Below are 23,975 nucleotides of genomic sequence, written 5' to 3'. Positions count from 1 at the left end.
GATGCCGAAGCAGCCCGCGCCTTTTCCACGGGAATCCAGCAGCGGCTGCAAGTTTTTCTTGCCGCAGCGGAAGTGATGCGCTACGCGCGCCCTACCGGTCCCGCAAGGGCTAAGAGGGAATCCGCGGTGCCCGCCGGGCACCAAACGGAACTGCCCCCGCAACTGTAGGCGGCGAGTGCTGAGCCATCGCGTCACTGGACCCCAGCGGTCCGGGAAGGCGGCCCAGACGATGACCCGCCAGTCAGGAGACCTGCCGGTGAAGAAACCGAAGCACACCGGGCGGGGTTGTCCGGGGAGGTTGCCGGCTGGATGCGCCGCCGCTATCAGGTGCCGCAGAGGAAGGGCCCAGGTCTTCCGCCCTGCCGGTCAATGCCCTTTCACCCGTTCTCCGGTCATTGACATATGGAGATCGACTAACATGTTTCTGCGTTCCGGCCTTATCGGCCTTACCTTCACCGTTGCGGCCCAGGCGGCGGCTGCCGGCGACAGCTTTCCGCTGACTATCCAAAACTGCGGCCAGTCCGTCACCTTCGACGCCCCTGCGGCGTCCTCCGTGACCGTCGGCCAGGCCGCCACCGAAGTGCTCTATGCGCTGGGGCTGGGGGACAAGGTGCTCGGCACCTCGGTCTGGTTCAACGATGTTCTGCCGGAATACGCCGACGTGAACGCCAAGGTTGAGCGGCTGGCCGACAACGACCCCAGCTTTGAAAGCGTGGTGGCCAAGCGCCCCGGTCTGGTGGCGGCCCAGTATGAGTGGCACGTGGGTCCTGAAGGTGTCGTCGCCAAGCGCGAGCAGTTCCATGACCTGGGTATCCCCACCTATGTGATGCCCGCCGATTGCGTCGGCAAGGACAACACTACCGGCGGCGACGGCACCCGAACGCAGATGTTCACCACCGAGAGCCTGTATCAGGGCATCGAGGAGCTGGCAGCGATCTTCGGAGAGGCCGAAAAAGGCGCAGAGCTGGTCGCTGACTACAAGGCCCGCGAGGCCGCGGCTGTTGCCAAGGCGAAAGAGGTTGCGCTGGCCGACGCCTCAGCCGTGTTCTGGTTCTCTTCGCCTGAGCTGGAAAGCGACCCGTTCGTGGCCGGCCAGAAGGGCGCGCCGGGCTACATGATGCAGCAGCTTGGCCTGCGTAATGTCATCGAGACCGACGAGGAATGGCCGACCGTCGGCTGGGAAACCATTGCCAAGGCCAACCCGACGGTGATCGTGATTGCCCGCATGGACCGCCGCCGCTTTGCCGCCGACGACTACGAGAAGAAGCTGGAATTCCTGCGCAATGATCCGGTCGCCAGCCAGATGGACGCCGTGAAGAACGGCCGTATCGTGGTGATGGATGCCCAGGCCATGGACGCCACCATCCGCGCGATCCCTGCGCTGGAGGATCTGGCCGCTGAACTCAGCGCAATCGGCAACGGCGCATGAGCGCAGCCGCCGCACTTGCATGGCACGGCTTCCGGGGCGCTTGCCTGGCTTTGCCGGTGCTGGCTGCGGCGGTTCTGGCAGGCGCAATGATCGGGGAAACCCCGCTTGCGCCTGACCTTGTCCTGTCTGTTCTGGTCAACAAGCTGGCCGGGGCGGGTCTGCCGGTGGACCCGGTGGACCAGGGCATCATCTGGAGCTACCGGCTGCCGCGGGCGCTGGTGGCGGGGGCGTGCGGCGCGGCGCTGGCGGTGACAGGCGTGGTGCTGCAGGCGCTGCTGCGCAATGCGCTGGCGGACCCTTATATTCTGGGCATTTCCGCCGGCGCCTCGACCGGGGCGGTGGCGGTCACAATTGCCGGCCTCGGCGGTGGCGCCCTGTCGCTGTCCTTCGGCGCCTTCAACGGGGCGCTTCTGGCGTTTGGCTTTGTCGCCATCCTGGCGCGGGCCGCCGGGGCGGGCAGCAGCCGGGCCGCAGCGGCGCAGATTGTGCTGGCGGGCATTGCCGGCTCGCAGCTGTTCAACGCCCTCACGGCCTTCATCATCGCCAAATCCGCCAATGCGGATCAGGCGCGCGGCATCATGTTCTGGCTGATGGGCAACCTCAGCGGCGTGCGCTGGCCGGATGTGTGGCTGGCGGTGCCGCTGGCGCTGGCGGGCTGGATGGTCTGCCGGTTTCACGCCCGGGCGCTGGATGCCTTCACCTTTGGCACCGATTCCGCCGCGGCGCTGGGCATCCCGGTGCGGCGGGTGCAGGTGGTGCTGATCTTTGCCACCGCGCTGATGACAGCGGTGATGGTATCGATCGTCGGCTCCATCGGTTTTGTCGGCCTGGTGATCCCTCATGCGGCGCGGTTCCTGGTGGGGCCGGGCCACCGCCGTCTGATGCCCGCCGCCGCTTTGACCGGCGCGGTGTTTCTGATCGGCGCCGATGTCGTTTCGCGCGTCATCATCCCCGGTCAGGTGCTGCCCATCGGCGTCGTCACCGCACTGATCGGGGCGCCGGCCTTTGCCATTATCCTGGTGCGCGGGCAGAGGACGGCGCGATGAGGATCGAAGCCCGCAGCCTGTCCTTTGCGGTGCGCGGCAAGGCGCTGCTGTCGGATGTGTCGCTGTCGGCGCAACCCGGTGAGACGCTGGCGCTGGTCGGACCCAACGGGTCCGGCAAATCGACGCTGATGCGGCTGCTGGCGGGGCTGGCCCGGCCCTCGCAAGGCAAGGTGCTGCTGGCGGAGCAGCCGCTGGCGCGGCTGTCGCGCCGCGAGATTGCCCAGCGGATCGCCATTGTCGAGCAGCAGGCTGATACCGCCGAGCGCATCACCGCACGCTCAGTGGTGGAGCTGGGCCGCACCCCCTGGCTGTCGGCGCTGCGGCCGTGGAGCGGAGAAGACACCCGGCAGGTGGACAAAGCCCTGCGGACGGTGGAAATGGAGGCCTTCGCCAAGCGCGAGTGGGCCACCCTGTCCGGCGGCGAGCGGCAGCGGCTGCATATCGCGCGGGCACTGGCGCAGCAGCCGGGGCTGCTGCTGCTGGACGAGCCGACCAACCATCTGGACATCCACCACCAGCTGTCGATCCTGCGGTGCGTCCGGAACCTGAAAGTGACTGCCGTTGTGGCGTTGCACGATCTGAACCAGGCGCTGACCTGCGACCGGGTGGCGGTGCTGTCGGGCGGGCGGCTGGTGGCATCAGGCACGCCGCAGCAGGCGCTGACGCCGGAAACAGTATCTGAGGTGTTCGGTATCGCGGCCCGGCAGGTCCGGGATGCAGACGGCGGCGCACCCCATCTGTCCTTTCACCTGGCCTGACGCGCGGCGGGCCTGCCCGGCGGCGGGACGCAGGCGCGCGGTTATCCGGCCAGGTCCGGTGACAGGTCGCACGACTGGATGAAGCTGCTGCATTCCTCAGTCAGGGCCGCAAACCGGGAGCGGTCGCGCTGGTAGAGGTAGACCTCCCGTTTGTCCGGCAAGTCAGCAATGGGGCGGAAGGCGGTGGTTTCCGGCATGAACCGGGCCACGGTCTGCGGCAGCACCGTCACCCATTTCCCGGTCCGGACCATGGTGATCAGCGAGTGGGTGTTGTGAATCGTCACATCGGCTGAGCTGCTGGCCTCGACAAAGCGCTCGTTGCGGATCAGGCCGCACAGGGCGTTGCGGACAAAACCGGCCCCGGTAACGTCAGCGATCGCCGGCGGCCGTTCCTGCAGCAGCAGCGGGTGATCGGCAGAGCAGACCAGGCCAAAGCGGTCCTCGAACAGCGGCACCGCCTTGACCCCGTTCAGCGGATGATAGCCGGAGGCGATGCCGATATCCGCCTTGCCTTCGGCCAATGCGTCCAGAACCTGCTGGGTGTCGGTGTCGCGCAGTTCGACCTTGAGACCCGGGAAGCGGGCGGTCAGATGCTCCAGCACCGCCGGGAACACCAGCGCAGCCACCGATGGCACCGACACGATGCGGATCAGCCCGTGGGTCGCCTCCGCCGCCATCTCGATGCTTTGCACCGTCTGGTCGAAGCGGCGCACCTGTTTCTGGGCCAGCTCAAAGACTTGCTCGCCTAGCGGCGACAGCTGGCTCTTGCGCTCGCCCTCGAACAGCTTCTTGCCCAGATGGTCCTCCATCTGCTTGAGCGTCATGGAAACAGCCGATTGGGTCCGGCCCAGCCGGTTCGCAGCCTCAGACAGGTTCCCGGTCTGCGCCACGGTGCAAAAGACGCGCAGCATTTCAATCTTCAAGGCCATGACTTCAGAATTGTTGAAGTTACGTTCAGTTTATTGAGTTTGACTGATGCGGGGGCGGAAGTCCATCCTGCTGCAAACCTGAATTTCAGCATCTGGGGCTTCTCCGTGACCAAACTGAACCTGATTGCCGGCGAATGGCTGGCTGGCGAAAGCGAAATCGAAAACCGCAACCCTTCGGATCTGAGCGATCTGGTCGGCATGTTTGCCCAGGCCAGCGCCGATCAGCTGGAGGCAACGCTGGACCAGGCGCAGAAAGCGCAGGCCGAATGGGCCGCTTACGGGCTGGAGCGCAAGCAGGCGGTGCTGATGAACATCGGCAATGAGCTGATGTCCCGCGCCGAGGAGCTGGGCACGCTGCTGAGCCGCGAAGAAGGCAAGCCGCTGGCCGAGGGCAAGGGCGAAGTCTACCGCGCCGGCCAGTTCTTCACCTATTACGCCGCCGAATGCCTGCGCCAGATCGGCGAAAACGCCGACTCCGTGCGCCCCGACATTGAGGTGGACGTGCGCCGCGAGGCCGTGGGCGTGGTGGCGATCATCTCGCCCTGGAACTTCCCGACCGCAACCGCATCTTGGAAAATCGCGCCGGCGCTCTGCTACGGCAACGCGGTGGTCTGGAAACCGGCTAACATCACCCCGGCCTCTGCCGTGGCCCTGACTGAGATCATCGCCAAGCAGGACATCCCCAAGGGCCTGTTCTCGCTGGTCATGGGCTCCGGCCGTTCCATCGGCCAGCGCCTGGTCGAAAGCCCCAAGGTGAACGCGATCTCCTTCACCGGCTCGGTGCCGGTCGGCAAAGGCATTGCCGCCGCCGCCATCCAGAACCTGACCAAGGTGCAGATGGAGATGGGCTCCAAGAACGCGCTGGCCGTCATGGACGACGCTGACCTGGATCTGGCCGTCACCCTGGCGCTGGGCGGCGCCTTCGGCGGCACTGGCCAGAAATGCACCGCTTCCTCCCGGCTCGTGGTCCACGCGGCTGTTCATGACGCCTTTGTCGACAAGCTTGTCGCCGGGGCACAGGCCATGAAAGTGGGCCACGCGCTGGAAGAGGGCGTGCAGATGGGGCCGGTGGTCAGCGAGCAGCAGCTGAACGAGAACCTGGCCTATGCTGACCTTGGCAAATCCGAAGGCGCCGAACTGGCCTGCGGCGGCCAGCGTTTGGAAATGCCGCACGAGGGCTTTTACATGTCCCCCGGCGTGTTCCTGAATACCACCAACGACATGCGCATCAACCGCGAGGAAATGTTTGCGCCGCTGACGAGCGTGATCAAGGTCGGCAGCTATGACGAGGCGCTGGCGGTGGTCAACGACACCAACTTCGGCCTGACCTCGGGCATCGTGACCCAGTCGCTGGCCCGCGCCACCCATTTCCGCCGCAACGCGCGCACCGGTGTTGTCACCGTCAACCTGCCGACCGCAGGCACCGACTACCACGTGCCCTTCGGCGGCCGCGGCGACAGCTCTTATGGCCCGCGCGAGCAGGGCAAGGCGGCGGCGGAGTTCTACACCACCGTCAAGACCGCCTATATCAGCGCCGGCAAACCGGTCTGATGCCCGCCAGCCGCTCGGCCTGAACTTTTCCGGCGAAACGCCGGATCCAGCGCCCGTCCTGCCCCCGCAAACACTTGGGACGGGCGCTGACCTTTAAAAATCGAGGTGCTTGAATGACCGGATACCGTATCGACTGCCTGCAATATGCCAACTGGTCGGAAAAGATCTTCCGCCAGCTGCGCGAGGGCGGCGTGGACGCGATTCATGTCACGATTGCCTATCATGAGAACTTCCGCGAGACGGTTCTGAACTTCGAGAAGTGGAACCGCTGGTTCGAGCAGTATCCGGACCTGATCATGAAGGGGCAGTGGGCCAGCGACATCAGCAAGGCCCGCGAAACCGGCCGCACCGCGGTGTTCTTCGGCTTCCAGAACCCTTCGCCGATGGAAGACGACATCGGCCTGATCGAGATCCTGCACACCCTGGGCGCCCGTTTCATGCAGCTCACCTACAACAACCAGTCGCTGCTGGCGACCGGCTGTTACGAGGATGAGGACACCGGCATCACCCGCATGGGGCGTCAGGTGATCAAGGAGATGAACCGGGTGGGCCTGGTCGTGGACATGAGCCATTCCGCCGACCGCTCCACCATCGAGGCGGCGGAGATTTCCACCCGCCCCATCGCTATCACCCATGCCAACCCGCATGAATGGTCGCCCGCGCTGCGCAACAAGAAGGACGATGTGATCCGCGCGGTGACTGGCCACGGCGGCATGATGGGCTTCTCGGTCTATCCCCACCACCTCAAGGATAAATCGGACTGCACCCTGCAAAGCTTCTGCGAGATGATTGCCCGCACCGCTGACAAATACGGGGTGGAACACCTCGGCATCGGCACCGACCTCTGCCAGGACCAGCCCGACAGCGTCGTGGAATGGATGCGCGTTGGCCGCTGGACCAAGGAAATCGACTACGGCGAAGGATCAGCCGCCGCGCCGGGCTTCCCGGCAATGCCCAGCTGGTTCAACGACAACCGCGACTTTGGAAACATCGAAGACGGCCTTCGCGCGACGGGCATGAACGATGACGAGGTCAGCGGCATCATGGGCGGGAACTGGTACCGGTTCTTTGCCGAAAACTTTGGCCCAAAGGGATAGGTCATGGAAACAACCGCGCAGACAACGATATCACGACGGGATCCGGCACAGGTGATGCGCCTCAGCCGGCTCGGCTCCTTGCATCAGTGCCGCCTCAGCTTCATGCGGGTGCTGACGCGCCGCATGGCGCGGGAAAACTGGAGCTTTGCGCGCCCCAAGTTCGATATCAATGCCAAGGGCGTCGGGGTGGCGGTCTATACTGCCACCGGCCCTGCGCGGACTTACTCCCTGATTGCCTTCGCCCACGACCTGCCGCCGGAAATGCGCTCGGACCGGGTGATCGCCACCGCCTGGGATGCGACCTTCACCCTGTTCGACGGGGTGCCAAGGGATGACGACATTGAGCGGCTCTCGAAGAACGTGCCGTACCAGGAGGCGGGCCGGGTCAACGATAAGTCCCTGTCTGTCTCCCGCGCCAACCGCTCTGTGCGGCTGTGGGCGCATTTCATCGATGCGCTGTCGCAAGGCCGGCAGCCTGACCCGGACCAGGTGGAGGCTGTCGGCTATCTGATGCGCACCACCGCCGTCTACGGCTCCGGCAAGCTGGGCGCTGCGGACCGCGAAGCCATCGCAGACCGCCCCGAACTTAACGCGCCGTTCCAGGCAGAGATGCTGTCGGTCTACCTGACCCGTGTCTTTGTCCGTGATCTGGTGGAGCATATGGCCCGCGCCAAGGGCGGCGAAAACGCCGTGCCGCTGGCGCCGGAAACCGCGCGGCGGCTGGGCATCGGCAATTCCACCGGCCTTGGCATGGCGCCCTACATCGTCAACCACCCGGTGCTGTTCAACAACTGGATCATGGCGCGGGAAGAGGCGATTGCCCGGGTGCGCTCGGTTCAGACGGCTTCCAGCGACGAGGCCGCCTGCTTCCGCCGGATACTGCGGCGGAGCGAACTGTCCGCGGCCCGCTGGCACTCCGAACATCCGGTGCAGATCGAAAAGCTGGCAAGCCTGCGCAAGGATCTCGACCAACTGGCAGCCTGGGCCGCGGCAGATGATCTGCTCAACGATCACCCCTGGGACCGACTGATCCGCTGGAGCGAGGCGGAGCTGAGCCTGGAAGGGCAGGAACTGGCGGCTTCGCTGATCCTGGAACCCTATGCAGAGCTGGTGGACGGGCTGTCGGACTGCATGGCAGACAGCAACAAACAGGCCTTTGTGATCAACGGCGCGATGCCGGTTGCACAGGTCCGCAGCCTGATCGAGGACAGTTTTGGCTGGGCGCTGGAGCTGGATTGGACGGCCAAGGAGAACTGCGCCCGCGCCTGGTATGTCTCGGAGGAGAAGCTGGAGCCGCGCATGGGCGAGCGGTTCGACGAGCCGATTGCCAACTACGAGCAGCCGCTGGCCCCGGCCCGCGACGCGGCGGCGGCCCATGCCGCGCTGGCAGAGTGGGACGGTGAACAGCCGGTTGCGGCCTTCCTGCTGCGCCATCCGGAGCACCGCCATACCGTGCGCCGCGCGCAGATGAGCCAGGTCGCGCCTTATGGCGAGATCCGCAGCAACACCATCAGCAACCGCGTGCTGCCGGTCGACATGCTGCGGGCCAAGCTGTCGTTTTTCGGGGCCACCCATTTCGACCCGCGCTCCGACCGCTGGGTGCGGATTTGCATGTATGCGGGCGCGCCTTACCCCGAAGACCTGACCACCGCCAACGCGGACTTGTGGGTGTACCCGGAGGCAGACCAATGAGCTATGCACTGAACGAAGTGGAAGCCACCGCCAAACGCGCCGCCCGCGGGGCCGGCTATGACTGGGGCTTGGCCGAGGAGGCTGCCAAGGCTACCCGCTGGCTGTGCGCGCAGGGGCTGGACGGCGCGGCTGTGCTGGCCGGGCTGCTGCGGGCCGGCTTTGCGGCTGAGCTATCGCGCCACCTGCCGCGGTCTCTGGACGGTGACTGGCAATCCCAAGCGCCGCTGTGCCCGCTGGGAACCGGCGCGGTTCTGTCGGACTGCGCGGTGCAGTTGCGGAACACGCCACGGACAATTGGACCTGTTGCCCAGCCCGCAATGATCCTGCCGTTTGCCGCGATGGCCGCCCGCCAGCTTGATACCTGCGTCACCGTCGAGGGCGAGGGCTTTCAAGCCGTCACCGATGGGGCCGGGTTGCAATGCGAAGGCGTTTTGCCTGAGGCCGCCGCTCTGATGACCATCCGTGCCGCGGGCATCGTTTCAAACCCGAAGCCGGGCCGCACCCGCGCTGAGCCGGAAGAGGCGGCCTGGGCCGCGCTCAACCAGTTTGCCCATAAAACCTACGCTCCGGCCACCGAGGAGTCGCGCCTTCTGGGCGCCGGCGCCGGGCTGTCGGACAACGACTGAAGAGGCCCCATACATGACCGAAACCCAAATCCTGACCCTTGACGAGATCGAGGACCTGTCCTTCCGCGCCCTGGTGGCTGCGGGCACATCCGAGGCGAATGCCCGCCCGCTGGCGGTTGCCACCGCAGCGACAGAGGCCGACGGGGTGGCCAGCCATGGCCTCGCTTATATCCCGATCTACGCGGAGCATGTGCAGTGCGGCAAGGTGGACGGGCAGGCGTCGCCCGCGCTGGCCCGCCCGCGTCCCGGCGTCATTTCCGTGGACGCGGCCACAGGGTTCGCGCATCCGGCCATCGACGCAGGCTTTGAGGCGCTGATCCCGGCAGCCCGCGAGCAGGGCATCGCGGTTCTGGCCATCCGCAACAGCTATAACTGCGGCGTTCTCGGCTACCACACCGCCCGCCTGGCCCGCGCCGGGCTGGTGGGGCTGGGCTTTACCAACGCGCCGGCCTCGATTGCCCCGTCGGGCGGCAGCAAGCCGGTTGTCGGCACCAACCCGTTCTCGGTCGCGGTGCCGGGCGAGGACGGCGAGCCGGAACTGCTGATCGACCAGAGCGCCAGCACCATCGCCAAGAGCGAAGTGATGAAACACGCCCGCGAGGGCAAGGAGATCCCACTGGGCTGGGCGCTGGATGCTGACGGCAACCCGACCACCGATCCGGACGCGGGCCTCAAGGGCTCCATGGCGCCGTCGGGCGGGTATAAGGGCGTTAGCGTCGCGCTGCTGACCGAAATAATGGCCGCCGCACTGACCGGTGCGACCCTGGGCATCAACGCCTCGCCGTTCTCCGGCACCGCGGGCGGCCCGCCGAAAACCGGCCAAATGTTTATCGCAATCGACCCCGCTGCGACATCAAATGACACATTTCGTTCCGGAATGGTCGGAATCGTGGAAGCGGTGCGGGCACAGCCTGGCGCACATGTGCCGGGCGACGGGCGCCGCGGCAAGCGGATCAGGGCCCGTGACCAAGGCGTCGCGGTCAGCGTTGCAACGCTGGACAGGATCAAAGCTCTCATGGGCTGACGCCAATCCCCGGCGGGACCGCAACCCGCCGGATACTCCGCACCACGGTGCGGCACGTGCGAAACGGGAGGAAACGCATGTCAATTAAGCAACCTTTTACCGATTTGGAGATTAAGACCTCCAACGGCGGCTTCTACGAGGGGCACAGCGTCGAGATCGCCTTGCTCAGCAAGGGGATCATGGTCGCGCTGGTGCTCTGGGCCCTGGTTTGGCCGGCAAACGCCACTGGCGTGCTGGGCAGCCTGAACTGGCGCATTCTGGAGGATTTCAACGCATTCTACATCGTCATCGTCGGCTTCTTCGCCTTTTTCCTGTTTGTGGTCGCCGCTCTGCCGCAAACCGGTAAGCGGATCATGGGGGCCCCGGGCGAGCAAAAGGAGTTTTCGGACTTCTCCTGGTTCTCGATGATGTTCGGCGCCGGTCTGGGCGTCGGCCTGATGGTTTTCGCCACCGCAGAGCCGCTGGGCCTGTGGGGGTCCAACCCGGTGGTGCTGTCGCAGGATGTCGCGGCAAACAGCGAAGAGGCCATTCAGTCCGGCTTCCGCTACACCTTCCTGCACTACGGCTTCCACGCCTGGGCGATTTATGTGGTGACCGGCCTGTCGCTGGCCTACTACGCCTATACCCGCGGCATGCCGCTGACCATCCGCACCGCGCTGACGCCGCTGTTCGGCAAGCTGATGAACGGCTTCCTGGGCCACGTTGTTGACGTGCTGGGCGTTGTCGCCACCATCCTGGGCGTCTCCGTGACCATCGGTTTCGGCGTGTCGCAGTTCGTGGACGGCCTCTACGCGATCACCGGCATGGAATGGATGATGGACATGAGCGGCGACGCGCCTGCACCGGGCACCGTTGGCCTGCTGGCCGGCCTGTTCGCGATCATGGGCCTGTCGATCATCTCGGCAGTGTCCGGCGTCGGCCGCGGCGTCAAGTATCTGTCGAACCTGAACCTGGTGCTGTCGATCATCCTGCTGCTGACCTTTGTGGTCTTCGGCTCCTTCATGTTCGCCATGAGCACCTACGCCTCCGCCTTTGTGGACTATATCCTGAACTTCACATCGCTGAGCTTTGGCGCTTTCGGCCCGCAATCCGCGGCTGAATTCTCGGCAGCACTGCCGGCCGAGGCAGCCCCCTATGCCGACGCTCTGCGCGGCGGTGCCACCAACGCCTGGGGCTCCTTCGAAGGCTTCAAGTCCGGTCTGGAAGGCGAAGCGGCTGCCCTGTCCGACGACGTGCTGTCAGCGGCCTATGCCGCAGGCGAGCCGCAGCGCCAGTTCGGCTGGCAGGCAGGCTGGACCACCTTCTACTGGGCCTGGTGGATCGCGTTCTCGCCCTTCGTGGGCCTGTTCCTGGCGCGCATTTCCCGCGGCCGCTCGGTGCGTGAATTCATCATCGGCTGCGTGTTCGCCCCGGCGCTGGTCTGCTTTGCCTGGATGACCATCCTGGGCGGCACCGCCATCGACCTGGAACTGAACGGCGCAGCAGAGGGTGCGATCATCGGCGCCTCCAACACTGCCAAGCTGTTTGTCACGCTGCAAAGCATGATCGACGGCGGCCTGCTGTCCGGCATCACCATCATGTGCGTGGTTCTGATCATGACCTTCCTGGTCACCTCTGCGGACTCCGGCATTCTGGTGATGAACACCATCATGTCCGGCGGCGACCAGAACATCGGCAACAAGCACAAGATCGTCTGGGGCCTGATCCTGACCGCCGTGATCGGCACCCTGCTGTTCGCGGGCAAGCAGAATGGCGGGGCCGACCCGATGGAAGCGCTGAAAAGCGCGATGATCATCGGTGCCCTGCCGTTCACCATGGTGATGGGCCTGATGTGCATCTCGCTGGCCAAGGCGCTGTTCCGCGACGGTCAGCGTGAGAAGGCAGCAGAGCGCGCGCCTGCCGAATAAGCAATGCTGCCGCCCTGCCGGGCGGTGCAGGGGCCGGAGGGAGAAATCCCTCCGGCCCTTTTTGTTTCCGGCGGCCCGGAATCTTCCCGGGCAGCTCTGCGCGGGCGGGGCCGGAATTGCGTTAATATGGAAACTTCTTGCCGCAAAAGGCGTAAAACATACGGTTTCTGGATTAATTTGTGAAACCGCCGTATACTGTCCTCTCATGCCGAATGAACCTGCCTGCCGGACCTTTGGAGTGTTCGGGCAGCGGGGAAAGGGGGCGGGATGCTGATTGCGGTCGTGCTTGTGCTGATCGTGGCGGGGTCCGTTGCGTTCCATCTTTACAGCCCGTGGTGGTGGACGCCGATCGCGTCGAACTGGGACTATATCGACAACACGCTGGTTATAACCTTCTGGATCACTGGCGCGGTGTTCGCCGCGGTGGTGCTGTTCACAGCCTATTGCGTGTGGAAATTCCGGCACCGGCCGGGGCACAAGGCGGAATTCGATCCTGAAAACAAGCGCCTGGAATGGTGGCTGACCGCGGTGACCGCCGTTGGCGTGGCGGCCATGCTGGTGCCGGGGCTGTTCGTGTGGAAGCAGTTTGTCACCGTGCCGGACGACGCCACCGAGCTGGAGGTCTTCGGCCAGCAGTGGAGCTGGGCCTACCGGCTGCCGGGGGAGGACGGGGTGCTGGGCACCGCGGATGCGGAATGGGTCAGCGGAGAGAACCCGTTGGGCGTCAACCCGCATGACCGCTTTGGCAACGATGACCTCATCATCGAGGGCGGCGAGGTCTATCTGCCGGTGGATCAGCCGGTGAAGCTGCTGCTGCGCTCGATCGACGTTCTGCACAATTTCTACGTGCCTGAGTTCCGCGCCAAGATGGACATGGTGCCAGGCATGGTCACCTATATCTGGTTCACGCCCACCCGCACCGGCAATTTCGAGGTGCTCTGCGCCGAATACTGCGGCACCGCGCATCCCTTCATGCGCGGCTATGTGACCGTAGTGGAGGCGGAGGAATACCAGGAATGGCTGCAGGAGCAGCTGACCTTTGAAGACTACGCCCGCACGGCGTCTGAACCCGCGACAAGACTGGCAGAACGGTGAGGGCAGTGCCCGGCCGCGGGCGGAAACGAAGTGCCCGCTCCGTATTGCCGGAGGCAAACCTCCGGTTTGACGGGGCGGTCGGGCACTGCCCGGCTTTCAGCCGGGCGGGACGCAAACGCGATGGAGTCCTGCAATGACCGACACCCTGCCTGACCACGACAGCAATCTGCCGCCGCGCGAAGTTGCCGATGTGATGCCGCCGCATGCGCACAGCTGGATTGGCAAATATGTTTTCTCGCAGGACGCCAAATACATCGCCATCCAGTATTCCGGCACCGCTGTGGCCATCGGCCTGGTGGCCCTGGTGATGTCCTGGCTGATGCGGCTGCAGCTGGGCTTTCCCGGCACTTTCGACTTCATCACGCCGGAGGCCTATTACCAGTTCGTTACCATGCACGGGATGATCATGGTGATCTATCTGCTGACCGCGATCTTCCTCGGCGGTTTCGGCAATTACCTGATCCCGCTGATGGTCGGTGCCCGGGACATGGTGTTTCCCTTCGTCAATATGCTCAGCTACTGGGTCTATCTGCTCGCCGTCCTCGTGCTGGTTGCCAGCTTCTTTGTTCCCGGCGGGCCGACCGGCGCGGGCTGGACGCTCTATCCGCCGCAAGCGGTGCTGTCCGGGACGCCGGGCGGCGCGCAAAGCGGCATCATCCTGATGCTGGTCTCGCTGATCCTGTTCATCATCGGTTTCACCATGGGCGGGCTGAACTATGCCGTCACCGTCCTGCAGGCCCGCACCCGCGGCATGACGATGATGCGGCTGCCGCTGACGGTCTGGGGCATCTTCACCGCCACGGTGATGGCGCTGCTGGCGTTCCCGGCGCTGTTCGTGGCCTGCGTGATGATGCTGTTCGACCGGCTGCTGGGCACGTCGTTCTTCATGCCGACGCTGGTGGAGCTGGGCGAGAAGCTCAGCTATGGCGGCGGCAGCCCGATTGCCTTCCAGCACCTGTTCTGGTTCTTCGGCCACCCCGAGGTCTATATCGTGGCACTGCCCGCCTTCGGCATCGTCTCCGACCTGATCGCGGTCCATGCGCGCAAGAACGTCTTCGGCTACCGGATGATGGTCTGGGCCATTGTCATCATCGGCGCGCTCAGCTTCATCGTCTGGGCGCACCATATGTATGTCTCGGGCATGCACCCGTGGTTCGGGTTCTTCTTTGCCACCACGACGCTGATCATCGCCATCCCGACCGCGATCAAGGTCTACAACTGGATCCTCACTCTGTGGAAGGGCGACATCCACCTGACCCTGCCGATGCTGTTTGCGCTGGGCTTCATCGTGACCTTCGTGAACGGCGGGCTGACGGGGTTGTTTCTGGGCAATGTGGTGGTCGATGTGCCCTTGTCTGACACCATGTTCGTCGTCGCCCATTTCCACATGGTGATGGGGGTGGCGCCGATCATGGTGATCTTCGGCGCGATCTATCACTGGTATCCCAAGATGACCGGGCGGATGCTGAACGAGGCGATGGGCCAGATCCACTTCTGGGTCACCTTCATCGGTGCCTATGCGGTGTTCTTCCCGATGCACTACGTGGGCCTGGTCGGCGTGCCGCGCCGGTATTTCGAGATCGGCGAGCCGGAATTCCTGACCGCGCCGGTTGACGGGCTCAACGCCTTCATTTCCTCAGCCGCGCTGATTGTCGGGGCCGTGCAGGTGCTGTTCCTGTTCAACATCTTCTGGAGCCTGCGCCGCGGACGCGCAGCGGACGGCAACCCCTGGCGCGCCACCTCGCTGGAATGGCAGACACCGGAAACGCCGCCGCGGCATGGCAACTGGGGCGATGAGCTGCCCAATGTCTACCGCTGGGCCTATGACTACAGCGTGCCCGGCGCGCCGGAGGATTTTGTTGCTCAGAACGATCCCTGGGTGCCGGACGGCGAGGGGAGGCGGCTGTGACGGTCATCCTTGCCTTCCTGGCGCTGGTCGCCCTGGCTGCGGGGCTTTGGCTGTCGCAGCAGCGCCTGGCCTCCAAGCCCTGGCTGGAAACCGGCATTGCGCCACTGGCGGGCCATGGCCCGGGCAAGGCGCCAGGATTTATCTTCATCGCGGTTTTCCTGGCCGTGGCCGGCGGGCTCTTTGCCATGCTGGGCAGCGCCTTTGTCATGCAGATTGAGGAAACGCCGTGGGAGCTGGTGCCGCTGCCCGGCCGGGTCTGGCTGAACACCGCGCTTTTGCTGCTGGCCAGCCTGTTCCTGCAGTTCGTGGTGATCTCGGCGCGGGCCGGGACAGCGCGCTGGCTGCGCGCCAGCCTGATTGCCGCCAGCATCGCCACGCTCGCGTTTCTGGCAGGGCAGGCGCAGGTATGGATCGCGCTGACCAAAGACGGCTACCCGCTGGACGGCCCCCCGGCGGCCAGCTTTTTCTACCTGATCACCGGCCTGCACGGGCTGCATGTGCTGGGCGGCATCATCGCGCTGGCGGCGGTCTGCCTGCGCCACGCCGGGGGCAGGGACGTCAAGGCGCTGCTGCCGGGCGTGCGGCTTTGCGCGCTGTACTGGCACGGGCTGCTGGCCTTCTGGCTGATGCTGTTTGCGCTGCTGCAGGGCTGGGGCAACGCCTTTCTGGCGCTATGCCGCGCGGCCGTGAGTTGAAGGAGGAGGGAGAGTTATGGAACATCCGCTTCAAGGCCAGGATCAGACATTGCTGCAACAGGGGCACAGCGGCTTTGCCGCCGACTGGGGCTCGGACCAGCGGGTGTTCAAGAAGGTCTCCTGGGGCAAGGCGATGATGTGGATCCTGCTGCTCAGCGACACGTTTATCTTTGCCTGCTTCCTGGTCGCCTATCTGAACGCCCGCAATTCCACCACCGTGGAATGGCCCAACGCCAGCGAAGTCTTTGCCCTTCATATCGGCGGCCGGGACCTGCCGCTGATCCTGATCGCCATCATGACCTTCGTGCTGATCTCCTCCTCCGGCACAATGGCGATGGCGGTGAACTGCGCCTACCGCAAGGCGCGCAAGGCGACCGCCGCACTGATGCTGGCCACCGCCGCTTTGGGCGCGGCTTTTGTGGGAATGCAGGCGTTTGAATGGTCCAAGCTGATCAGCGAAGGCGTGCGCCCCTGGGGCAACCCCTGGGGGGCAGAGCAGTTCGGCGCCAGTTTCTTCATGATCACCGGCTTTCACGGCACCCATGTGACCATCGGGGTGATCTTCCTGATTATCGTCGCGCTCAAGGTCTGGCGCGGCGACTTCGACCGCGACCAGCGCAGCTGGATGTCACAGGGCAACGGCGATTACGAGGCGGTCGAAATCATGGGGCTCTACTGGCACTTCGTCGACCTGGTCTGGGTCTTCATCTTTGCATTCTTCTATCTGTGGTAGGGGGCCGCGATGACAGATACACCGCAAGCAATGGACACCGGCAGCATGGCCCATGAAGAGGGGCAGCAGCATCCGATCAAGCTCTACTTCGTAGTCTGGGTTTTGCTGTTCATCCTCAGCGCCGCGTCTTACTGGGTGGATTATGCGCAGCTGCAGGGGCTCCTGCGCTGGAGCCTGATCCTGATCTTTATGACCTTGAAGGCGGGGCTGATCATTGCCGTTTTCATGCATATGGCCTGGGAGCGGCTGGCGCTGATCTATGCGATCCTGCTGCCGCCGCTGGCGATGATCGGGCTGCTGGCAATTTTGATCATCGAGTCGGGTTACACCGCAGATACCCGTGTGATTGAGCTCGGGCAGGGGGCAGCTGCCGCGCCAGAAGAGTAAAGTATAATCGCCTGGCCGATAGGCCGGGCAGCACCCGACCTTCCCCACGGGAGGGCGCTTCACGCCCGCCGAGGGTCAGGCGCTGCCCTCAGTGTTGTTTCTGGGTCGTGTAAAGAGAAAGGCGCCCCGGTGTCCCGGAGCGCCTCCAATTTTCAGTTTCGGCAGCTCTTACGCCGCCAGATCGAACCGGTCTGCGTTCATCACCTTGACCCAGGCGTCAACGAAGTCCTGCACAAACGCCTCCTTGGAGTCATCCTGCGCATAGACCTCGGCCAGCGCCCGCAGCTGCGAGTTGGAGCCGAACACCAGATCAGCACGGGTGGCGGTCCATTTCACCTCGCCGCTGGCACGGTCGCGGCCCTCATAGGTGCCGTCGCCAGCCGGTTGCCACTGCACGCCCATGTCCAGGATATTGGCGAAGAAATCGGTGCTGAGCACGCCAGCCCGGTCCGTGAACACCCCGTGCGCGGAGCCGCCGTGATTGGCCCCAAGCACCCGCAACCCGCCGATCAGCGCCGTCATCTCCGGCGCGCTCAGGGTCAGCAGCTGCGCCCGGTCCACCAGCATCTTCTCGGCCGGAATGCTGTAGTCCGCCTTCTGGTAGTTGCGGAAGCCATCCGCCTCCGGCTCCAGCACGGCAAAGCCCTCGATGTCGGTCTGCTCCTGACTGGCATCGGTCCGGCCAGGGGTGAAGGGCACTTCCACCGGATGCCCGGCAGCCTTGGCGGCCTCTTCCACGCCGGCACCGCCTGCCAGCACGATCAGATCGGCCATCGAGATCTTCTTGCCGCCGGTTGCGTCGGCATTGAAGTCTTGCTGAATGCCTTCCAGCACCTTCAGCACCTTCGCCAGCTTCTCAGGCTCGTTCACTTCCCAGTCCTTTTGCGGCGCCAGGCGGATGCGCGCGCCATTTGCGCCGCCGCGCATGTCGGAGCCGCGGAAGGTCGAGGCCGAGGCCCAGGCGGTGGAGACCAGCTCCGGCACCGTAAGCCCGGAGGCCAGCACCTTGGCCTTGAGGTCCGCCACGTCGCCGTCTTCCACCAGCGGGTGATCCACCGCAGGCACCGGATCCTGCCAGATCAGATCCTCCGCCGGAACCTCCCCGCCCAGATAGCGCGACTTGGGTCCCATGTCGCGGTGGCACAGCTTGAACCAGGCGCGGGCAAAGGCGTCGGCGAATTTCTCCGGGTTGGCGTGGAAATCGCGCGAGATCTTCTCGTACTCCGGGTCCATCCGCATCGACATATCCGCGGTGGTCATCATCGGCGGATGCGTCTTGCTGGGGTCATGGGCGTCCACCACCATATGCTCGGGCTTCACGTCCTGCGCCTGCCACTGGTTTGCACCAGCCGGGCTTTTGACCAGTTTCCACTCATAGCCGAACAGCACGTCGAAATAGCCCATATCCCAATTTGTAGGGTTGGGTTTCCACGCTCCCTCAATGCCGGACGTGGTGGTGTCAGCCGCATTCCCGGTGCCGTGCGAGTTCAGCCAGCCCAGCCCCATATGCTCAATCTCCGCGCCTTCCGGTTCCGTGCTGACCAGCTCCGGATCGCCTGCGCCATGCGCCTTGCCAAAGGTATGGCCGCCCGCCACCAGCGCCACGGTCTCCTCGTCATTCATCCCCATGCGGGAGAATGTCTCGCGCACATCCTTGCCAGAGGCGACCGGATCCGGATTGCCGTCGGGGCCTTCCGGGTTCACATAGATCAGCCCCATCTGCACCGCGGCCAGCGGGTTGGCCAGGTCGCGCTCGCCGGAATAGCGGCTGTTGGGCTGGTCGCTGGTGGCCAGCCACTCTTTCTCCGCCCCCCAATAAATGTCCTCCTCCGGCTCCCACACATCCGCGCGGCCGCCGCCGAAGCCGAACACCGGGCCGCCCATCGATTCAATGGCGCAGTTCCCCGCCAGGATCATCAGATCCCCCCAAGAGATCTTGTTGCCGTACTTCTGCTTGATCGGCCACAGCAGGCGGCGCGCCTTGTCCAGGTTGCCGTTGTCCGGCCAGCTGTTCAGCGGCGCAAACCGCTGGTTGCCGGTGCCGCCGCCGCCGCGGCCGTCCGCACTGCGGTAGGTGCCCGCGCTGTGCCAGGCCATGCGGATGAACAGCGGCCCGTAATGGCCATAGTCCGCAGGCCACCAGTCCTGGCTGTCGGTCATCAGCGCGTAAAGGTCCTGCTTCACCGCCTTCAGGTCCAGCTTCTTGAACTCTTCGGCATAGTTGAAATCAGCGCCCATCGGGTTCGACGCAGGCGAATGCTGGTGCAGGACCTTCAGGTTCAGCAGGTTCGGCCACCAATGCTTGTTGGTGGTGCCGCCGGATGCGCCGGCGCCATGAAACACCGGGCATTTTCCTTGGGGGGTATTTCCGTCCATTTTTGTCTCCGATCGTGGCTGCAATTACTATCGTGCTACGTGACAGAAGCGCCCTCGGGCCTGTGCGGCAGCTCATCGCTTGAGCGCAGCCCTGGCCCCGCCTTGAGAATGCAAGCGCGGCAAAGCTGCTGCCGGTTTCCCTGTCTTCGTGAAATGAGGCTAGCAGAGGAAATCCATTGGATTAAGTTGCATTTATTCATCGCAGTGATAATCAAAACCTATGATAAACGTGACCCTCCGCCAGATGCGCTATTTCGAGGCGCTGGCCCAGCACCGCCATTTCGGCCGCGCGGCAGAGACCTGCGCGGTGTCGCAGCCTGCTTTGTCGGTTCAGATCAAGGAATTGGAGGAAGTTCTGGGGGTGCAGCTGGTGGAGCGCGGGGCGCGCCAGGTGCGTTTGACCAGCTTTGGCGAGGATCTCGCCTTAAGGGTGCGCGGCATCCTGCGCTCGGTGGATGAGCTGGGCGAGCTGGCGCGCGCCTCCCGTGACGGTCTGGCCGGGCGGCTGCGGATCGGGGTGATTCCCACCATTGCGCCTTATCTTCTGCCCTCCATTGTCGGCACGCTGACCCGCCAATATCCGGAGGCCGACATCCGGGTGCGCGAAACCGTGACCCCCAAACTGCTGGAGGAACTGGGGGAGGGGCGGCTGGACACCGCCATCGTGGCGCTGCCGGTCTCAGAGCCTGCGTTCCAGGAAGTGCCGCTGTTCTCCGAGGACTTCGTGCTGGTGCGCCCGGGGGAGGACAGCGGCAAGCCGGTGCCGGGTCCGGAGGGTTTGCGCGAAATGCGGCTCCTGCTGCTGGAGGAGGGGCACTGCTTCCGCGATCAGGCGCTGTCGTTCTGCAACATGCAGTCGGCGGCCCCGCGTGAGCTGCTGGACGGCAGTTCCCTGTCGACCCTGGTTCAGATGGTCAGTGCGGGCATCGGCGTGACGCTCATTCCGGAAATGGCAGTCCCGGTTGAAACCCGCTCGGCGGTGGTCTCGGTGGCCCGCTTCCGCGACCCGCAGCCCGCCCGCACCATCGGTATGATCTGGCGCCGCAGCAACCCGCTGGCGCGGCAGCTGACGCAGGTGGCCGAAGTGGTGCGCCAGGCGGCCGATACCCTGCGGGCCAGCTGCAGCCCGGTGATCTGAGGCACGGATCTGTTCTGCCTTTGTGAACAATCACCGGATTTGCACACTCTGGATTGAGTGGCTCCGGGGTGGTCTCAACCTCTTGCAGATTGGTGCGCAAAGAGCACGTTCACAAGCCTTTCAACGGCCTTATTGTTTCCTGATTCAGGTTGTTTTGTTAACTTTCCATAAAAATAACGAGCTGAAGCGGGCATACAGGCAGATGAAAACGGGCTTTCGCGGCACGTTTGTTGTTTCTTGGTCGCAAACCGAGATTGACGGCCTTCCGGCCGCGCCGGTGGGCGCGCTGGAGGTGGGCGCGGCTTGGTCCTGGCATGGCGATGCTGTGCGGGTGGACGGGCCAGCAGGGCTGTTGCGGCTGGATACGGCAAACGATGAGGCAGAATTGCGTCGCCGGGCGGCACGGTCGGTGCGCCGGCTGGTTGGGGCAGCGGTGCAGAACCGGACCGATGTGGATGCGGTCGCGGTGGACGAGCCGCTGATGGACAGCAGCTTTGCCGTGACCAACGGCGCGCAAAGTTTCACGGTGACCCTGATCGAAACCGGGCCGGGCAAGTTGCCGCTCTTGATGTTCACGGGCAGTCTGCCGCCGCGCGGGACCGACCTCTGGGTGGTGCACCAGTCGCTGGCCGGCCGCAGCACGGAGCGGACCCACGGCGAATCCGGGGTGGTCTGCTTTACCCCCGGAACGCTGATTTCGACCCCCGAAGGGCCCAAGCGGGTCGAACAGCTGCGCGAAGGCGGCAAGGTCCAGACCCGTGACAATGGCGCCCAAGAGATCCTGTGGATCGGCTCGCGCCGGATCACCGGTGCGCGGCTGCACGTGATGCCGCAGCTGCGCCCGGTCCGCATTCATGCCGGCGCCCTGGGGATCGACCGCCCGGAACGGGAGCTGCTGGTCTCCCCCGATCACCGGATGCTGCTCCGCGGCGCGCATGTGCAGGCGCTGTTCAACACGCCCGAGGTGCTGGTGGCGGCCGGCGATCTGGCCAATGGCCGCACAATCCTGCCCGATGCCACGGTGCGCGAGGTCACCTATATCCACCTGATGCTGGCCAATCACCAGGTGCTCTGGGCCAACGGGGTGGAGACCGAAAGCTTCCATCCCTCCAACGCCTCGCTCACCGCGCTGAGCGGCAGCGACAGGGCGAGGCTGTTCCGTCTGCAGCCGCAGCTGGAGCGCGATCCGCTGTCTTACGGCGCCTATGCCCGCCGCAATCTCAGCGCGTCCGAGGCCGCGATTCTCGCGCATCAGGCCGCCTGAGCCTTTACGGAACCGGAACAGCGCGCTATTTCGCGTCCCGGCCCGGCTGTCGCCTGCAGATTTCCAGGCAAATGCGCGTTCGCCATGTTGACTCTGCCCCATCCCCCTATATAAGCGCGGCTTCATTGGTGTTGGTGGCCCCCGCAAGGGGATGCCTGTCATGCCCGGATCCTGGATGCGGAGCAAGAGGACAACGCCCTTCGATTGTTGCAGGTGCTCCTGGAGCAGGTGAACACGGACGGTGCGGTGGCGGATGCGATTGCAGCCCGAAAAGTGGGAACCGGTTTTCGGAACAAGCTGCAATGCCATTAAAGAAGGAGATCAGCCGTGACCAAACGCACGTCTGCCAAGTACAAAATCGACCGCCGCATGGGCGAAAACATCTGGGGCCGTCCGAAGTCCCCGGTCAACCGCCGCGACTACGGCCCGGGCCAGCACGGCCAGCGCCGCAAGGGCAAACTGTCCGACTTCGGCATTCAGCTGCGCGCCAAGCAGAAGCTCAAGGGCTACTACGGCGACCTGACCGAAAAGCAGTTCCGCCGCATCTACGGCGAAGCCGTCCGCGTCTCCGGCGACACCGGTGAAAACCTGATCGGCCTGCTGGAGCGCCGCCTGGACGCCGTCGTCTACCGCGCCAAGTTCGTTGCAACCGTCTTTGCGGCCCGCCAGTTCGTGAACCACGGCCACGTGACCGTGAACGGCAAGCGCGTGAACATCCCCTCCTACCGCGTCAAAGAAGGCGACGTGATCGAGGTCCGCGACAAGTCCAAGCAGATGGTTGCCGTTCTGGAAGCCACCCAGCTGGCTGAGCGCGATGTGCCGGATTACATCGAAGCCGACCACTCCAAGATGACCGCAACCTTCGTGCGCACCCCGTCCCTGGGCGACGTGCCGTACCCGGTTATGATGGAACCGAACCTGGTCGTCGAATTCTACGCCAAGAACTAAGCCTGCTGCCCCCGGGGCATCTGGCGGAAGGGCTGTCCTGCGGGGCAGCCCTTTTTCTTTGCTGCTGCCGCCTTGCAGGAGGTCGCGTGGCGCGGGCCGCAAGGAAAGCTGTGGTCCGGCGGCGTCATTGGTACTATCCTGATCCCAAAACGACAGGGAGTGACCAATGAAGTTGATGATGAAGGCAGCTGCCGTGGCGGCGCTTACGGTTCTGGCGGCGGCGGCAGGCGCTGCACCGCTGAAACTCACACCCGCAAATCCGCAGCCCTCCGGCCTCAAGCCCGGCCTTGCGGTGACCTACGCCTACCCGCAGGACGTGAAAACACTGGCCGAAGCCTCTTCAGCGCTCAAGATCGGCAGCGAGCGCGGCCGCCCCATTTCCGGGCTGGACAACCGGGACACCGAAGAGGGGCAGAACACCCTGACCTCCAAGCGGCCGATGCACGTGGCGGCCAGAATCACCGGATACGTGAAGTTCGACCAGCCCGGCATCCACAATATCGACTTCCTGACCAACGACGGGCTGCGGGCCAGCATCGGCGGCCAGATCGTGGGGGAGTTCGACGGCCGCCAGTCCTGCGACAGCACCATCATGACCCAGGTCGAGGTACCCTCCGCCGGCTGGTATCCGGTTGATATTCTGTACTTCCAGCGCCTTGGGACAGCCTGCCTGCACATGCGCATGGGCCCGGACGGCAAACGCCCGAAATGGATGAAGGACAGCGCCTTCGGTCACTGACCAGAAAGGCCTTCTTCTGGCCGGAAATATCCCGGGGGAAGCCCGGAGGGCTGGGGGCAGAGCCCCCGCTCCATCCTTTTCTAAAGCGGCAGCGGGCGGCCTTCTGCGATGGCTTCCATCGCGAAATAGGAGGTCACGCTGTCCAGCTCCACGCCTGAGATCAGCCGCTGATAGACCTTGTCGTAGCTGGCCATGTCCTCGGTCACCACTTTCAGCTGATAATCGTAATCGCCGCCGATCCGGTGGAAATCCACCACCTCGGGGATGGTCAGCACATGGCGGCGGAACTTTTGCAGCCACTCCGCCGAATGGTGCCGGGTGCGCAGCAGCACAAACACCACCAGATCCAGTCCCAGCTGCTTGCGGTCCAGCCGCGCGGTGGAGCCCTTCAGCAAGCCGCTTTCATTCAGCGCTTTCAGCCGCCGCCAGCAGGCGTTCTGCGACAGGCCAACCTGATCCGCCAGCTCCCGCTGGGACAGGCTGGCGTCGTGTTGCAGCGCTCGCAAGATGGCGCGGTCAATTTGATCTGCTGATTTGCTCATTGGTGGATCATATGACACAATAATTGTGCTATCCACTCAGTAATTGATAAAGATAACTCGCCGAGCTCCGTTCAAGATGAATCAACAGAT

General features: G+C 64.5%; 20 protein-coding genes, 1 pseudogene and 1 riboswitch. Of the genes and pseudogenes, 18 read left to right on the top strand and 3 right to left on the bottom strand.

Going from position 1 to position 23,975, the window contains the following annotated elements; all coding sequences use genetic code 11:
• The first annotated feature begins 78 nt into the window (after positions 1 to 78).
• Positions 79 to 272, top strand: a riboswitch (cobalamin riboswitch).
• Between the two features lie 146 nt (positions 273 to 418).
• The 3 genes and pseudogenes from CAER_RS0108365 to CAER_RS0108355 all read left to right on the top strand — a co-directional run.
• Positions 419 to 1,429 carry an ABC transporter substrate-binding protein gene (locus tag CAER_RS0108365; protein ID WP_027234923.1) on the top strand — a complete coding sequence of 337 codons (1,011 nt, stop codon included), beginning with the start codon at positions 419 to 421 and terminating at the stop codon, positions 1,427 to 1,429.
• Positions 1,426 to 2,475: a FecCD family ABC transporter permease gene (locus tag CAER_RS0108360; RefSeq protein ID WP_027234922.1), complete on the top strand. Its 1,050-nt coding sequence runs from the start codon at positions 1,426 to 1,428 to the stop codon at positions 2,473 to 2,475. Before CAER_RS0108365 ends, CAER_RS0108360 begins: the two co-directional genes overlap by 4 nt.
• A pseudogene (locus tag CAER_RS0108355) lies at positions 2,472 to 2,981 on the top strand (ABC transporter ATP-binding protein); the annotation flags it as partial. The gene CAER_RS0108360 and the pseudogene CAER_RS0108355, both read left to right, overlap by 4 nt.
• Positions 2,982 to 3,274: 293 nt before the next feature.
• Here the strand turns inward: CAER_RS0108355 and CAER_RS0108350 are convergent.
• Positions 3,275 to 4,162 (bottom strand): LysR family transcriptional regulator, encoded by an 888-nt coding sequence (locus CAER_RS0108350; RefSeq protein WP_027234920.1) that lies wholly within the window; start codon positions 4,160 to 4,162, stop codon positions 3,275 to 3,277.
• Between the two features lie 105 nt (positions 4,163 to 4,267).
• Between CAER_RS0108350 and CAER_RS0108345 the strand changes: the two genes are divergently transcribed.
• The 11 genes from CAER_RS0108345 to CAER_RS0108295 all read left to right on the top strand — a co-directional run bounded on the left by CAER_RS0108345 (position 4,268) and on the right by CAER_RS0108295 (position 16,878).
• Positions 4,268 to 5,713, top strand: coding sequence for an aldehyde dehydrogenase family protein (locus CAER_RS0108345; RefSeq protein ID WP_027234919.1), 1,446 nt, complete (start codon positions 4,268 to 4,270; stop codon positions 5,711 to 5,713).
• A 113-nt stretch (positions 5,714 to 5,826) separates the two neighbouring features.
• Positions 5,827 to 6,810, top strand: a complete 984-nt coding sequence (locus CAER_RS0108340) for a membrane dipeptidase (RefSeq protein WP_027234918.1) — start codon at positions 5,827 to 5,829, stop codon at positions 6,808 to 6,810.
• A gap of 3 nt (positions 6,811 to 6,813) precedes the next feature.
• Positions 6,814 to 8,502 carry a hypothetical protein gene (locus CAER_RS0108335; protein ID WP_027234917.1) on the top strand — a complete coding sequence of 563 codons (1,689 nt, stop codon included), beginning with the start codon at positions 6,814 to 6,816 and terminating at the stop codon, positions 8,500 to 8,502.
• Complete coding sequence (locus tag CAER_RS0108330) at positions 8,499 to 9,128, top strand: DUF3726 domain-containing protein (RefSeq protein ID WP_027234916.1); 630 nt, start codon at positions 8,499 to 8,501, stop codon at positions 9,126 to 9,128. The genes CAER_RS0108335 and CAER_RS0108330 overlap by 4 nt, the downstream gene beginning before the upstream one ends.
• 13 nt (positions 9,129 to 9,141) lie before the next feature.
• Positions 9,142 to 10,152, top strand: a complete 1,011-nt coding sequence (locus CAER_RS0108325) for an Ldh family oxidoreductase (RefSeq protein WP_027234915.1) — start codon at positions 9,142 to 9,144, stop codon at positions 10,150 to 10,152.
• A 77-nt stretch (positions 10,153 to 10,229) separates the two neighbouring features.
• Positions 10,230 to 12,059, top strand: coding sequence for a BCCT family transporter (locus CAER_RS0108320; RefSeq protein WP_027234914.1), 1,830 nt, complete (start codon positions 10,230 to 10,232; stop codon positions 12,057 to 12,059).
• Between the two features lie 267 nt (positions 12,060 to 12,326).
• The gene (locus tag CAER_RS0108315; RefSeq protein WP_027234913.1) at positions 12,327 to 13,154 is read left to right on the top strand and encodes a cytochrome c oxidase subunit II; all 828 of its coding nucleotides are present in this window, start codon (positions 12,327 to 12,329) and stop codon (positions 13,152 to 13,154) included.
• 133 nt (positions 13,155 to 13,287) lie between these two features.
• Positions 13,288 to 15,063, top strand: a complete 1,776-nt coding sequence (locus tag CAER_RS0108310; RefSeq protein ID WP_027234912.1) for a cbb3-type cytochrome c oxidase subunit I — start codon at positions 13,288 to 13,290, stop codon at positions 15,061 to 15,063.
• Positions 15,060 to 15,758 (top strand): cytochrome c oxidase subunit 3, encoded by a 699-nt coding sequence (locus tag CAER_RS0108305; protein ID WP_027234911.1) that lies wholly within the window; start codon positions 15,060 to 15,062, stop codon positions 15,756 to 15,758. The genes CAER_RS0108310 and CAER_RS0108305 overlap by 4 nt, the downstream gene beginning before the upstream one ends.
• Before the next feature lie 16 nt (positions 15,759 to 15,774).
• Entirely contained in the window at positions 15,775 to 16,491 is a 717-nt protein-coding gene (locus CAER_RS0108300) for a heme-copper oxidase subunit III family protein (RefSeq protein ID WP_027234910.1), read from the top strand.
• A 9-nt stretch (positions 16,492 to 16,500) separates the two neighbouring features.
• Positions 16,501 to 16,878 carry a cytochrome C oxidase subunit IV family protein gene (locus CAER_RS0108295; protein ID WP_027234909.1) on the top strand — a complete coding sequence of 126 codons (378 nt, stop codon included), beginning with the start codon at positions 16,501 to 16,503 and terminating at the stop codon, positions 16,876 to 16,878.
• 168 nt (positions 16,879 to 17,046) lie between these two features.
• Here the strand turns inward: CAER_RS0108295 and katG are convergent, their stop codons facing one another.
• Entirely contained in the window at positions 17,047 to 19,254 is a 2,208-nt protein-coding gene (katG, locus tag CAER_RS0108290) for a catalase/peroxidase HPI (protein WP_027234908.1), read from the bottom strand.
• A gap of 220 nt (positions 19,255 to 19,474) precedes the next feature.
• On the opposite strand from katG, the gene CAER_RS0108285 reads away from it, so the two are divergent.
• The 4 genes from CAER_RS0108285 to CAER_RS0108265 all read left to right on the top strand — a co-directional run bounded on the left by CAER_RS0108285 (position 19,475) and on the right by CAER_RS0108265 (position 23,343).
• The gene (locus CAER_RS0108285; protein WP_027234907.1) at positions 19,475 to 20,392 is read left to right on the top strand and encodes a LysR substrate-binding domain-containing protein; all 918 of its coding nucleotides are present in this window, start codon (positions 19,475 to 19,477) and stop codon (positions 20,390 to 20,392) included.
• A gap of 202 nt (positions 20,393 to 20,594) precedes the next feature.
• On the top strand, positions 20,595 to 21,656 hold the full coding sequence (locus CAER_RS0108280) for a Hint domain-containing protein (protein WP_027234906.1): 1,062 nt from the start codon (positions 20,595 to 20,597) through the stop codon (positions 21,654 to 21,656).
• 327 nt (positions 21,657 to 21,983) lie between these two features.
• Positions 21,984 to 22,604, top strand: coding sequence for a 30S ribosomal protein S4 (gene rpsD / locus CAER_RS0108270; protein ID WP_027234905.1), 621 nt, complete (start codon positions 21,984 to 21,986; stop codon positions 22,602 to 22,604).
• 166 nt (positions 22,605 to 22,770) lie between these two features.
• Positions 22,771 to 23,343 carry a PA14 domain-containing protein gene (locus CAER_RS0108265; RefSeq protein WP_027234904.1) on the top strand — a complete coding sequence of 191 codons (573 nt, stop codon included), beginning with the start codon at positions 22,771 to 22,773 and terminating at the stop codon, positions 23,341 to 23,343.
• A gap of 80 nt (positions 23,344 to 23,423) precedes the next feature.
• Here the strand turns inward: CAER_RS0108265 and CAER_RS0108260 are convergent, their stop codons facing one another.
• Positions 23,424 to 23,885 carry an Lrp/AsnC family transcriptional regulator gene (locus tag CAER_RS0108260; protein ID WP_027234903.1) on the bottom strand — a complete coding sequence of 154 codons (462 nt, stop codon included), beginning with the start codon at positions 23,883 to 23,885 and terminating at the stop codon, positions 23,424 to 23,426.
• Positions 23,886 to 23,975 lie beyond the last annotated feature (90 nt).

This window comes from Leisingera caerulea DSM 24564 (assembly GCF_000473325.1).
GTDB classification, from domain to species: domain Bacteria; phylum Pseudomonadota; class Alphaproteobacteria; order Rhodobacterales; family Rhodobacteraceae; genus Leisingera; species Leisingera caerulea.
The sequence above is the reverse complement of the archived record's forward strand: the minus strand, read 5'-3'. Positions and strand labels throughout refer to the sequence as shown.

Excerpts from the sequence above, each read along its gene's own strand:
- CAER_RS0108365 (WP_027234923.1), top strand. The coding sequence starts at position 419 with ATGTTTCTGCGTTCCGGCCTTATCGGCCTTACCTTCACCGTTGCGGCC.
- CAER_RS0108360 (WP_027234922.1), top strand. The coding sequence starts at position 1,426 with ATGAGCGCAGCCGCCGCACTTGCATGGCACGGCTTCCGGGGCGCTTGC.
- CAER_RS0108350 (WP_027234920.1), bottom strand. The coding sequence starts at position 4,162 with ATGGCCTTGAAGATTGAAATGCTGCGCGTCTTTTGCACCGTGGCGCAG.
- CAER_RS0108340 (WP_027234918.1), top strand. The coding sequence starts at position 5,827 with ATGACCGGATACCGTATCGACTGCCTGCAATATGCCAACTGGTCGGAA.
- CAER_RS0108335 (WP_027234917.1), top strand. The coding sequence starts at position 6,814 with ATGGAAACAACCGCGCAGACAACGATATCACGACGGGATCCGGCACAG.
- CAER_RS0108330 (WP_027234916.1), top strand. The coding sequence starts at position 8,499 with ATGAGCTATGCACTGAACGAAGTGGAAGCCACCGCCAAACGCGCCGCC.
- CAER_RS0108325 (WP_027234915.1), top strand. The coding sequence starts at position 9,142 with ATGACCGAAACCCAAATCCTGACCCTTGACGAGATCGAGGACCTGTCC.
- CAER_RS0108320 (WP_027234914.1), top strand. The coding sequence starts at position 10,230 with ATGTCAATTAAGCAACCTTTTACCGATTTGGAGATTAAGACCTCCAAC.
- CAER_RS0108315 (WP_027234913.1), top strand. The coding sequence starts at position 12,327 with ATGCTGATTGCGGTCGTGCTTGTGCTGATCGTGGCGGGGTCCGTTGCG.
- CAER_RS0108310 (WP_027234912.1), top strand. The coding sequence starts at position 13,288 with ATGACCGACACCCTGCCTGACCACGACAGCAATCTGCCGCCGCGCGAA.
- CAER_RS0108300 (WP_027234910.1), top strand. The coding sequence starts at position 15,775 with ATGGAACATCCGCTTCAAGGCCAGGATCAGACATTGCTGCAACAGGGG.
- CAER_RS0108295 (WP_027234909.1), top strand. The coding sequence starts at position 16,501 with ATGACAGATACACCGCAAGCAATGGACACCGGCAGCATGGCCCATGAA.
- katG (WP_027234908.1), bottom strand. The coding sequence starts at position 19,254 with ATGGACGGAAATACCCCCCAAGGAAAATGCCCGGTGTTTCATGGCGCC.
- CAER_RS0108285 (WP_027234907.1), top strand. The coding sequence starts at position 19,475 with ATGATAAACGTGACCCTCCGCCAGATGCGCTATTTCGAGGCGCTGGCC.
- CAER_RS0108280 (WP_027234906.1), top strand. The coding sequence starts at position 20,595 with ATGAAAACGGGCTTTCGCGGCACGTTTGTTGTTTCTTGGTCGCAAACC.
- CAER_RS0108265 (WP_027234904.1), top strand. The coding sequence starts at position 22,771 with ATGAAGTTGATGATGAAGGCAGCTGCCGTGGCGGCGCTTACGGTTCTG.
- CAER_RS0108260 (WP_027234903.1), bottom strand. The coding sequence starts at position 23,885 with ATGAGCAAATCAGCAGATCAAATTGACCGCGCCATCTTGCGAGCGCTG.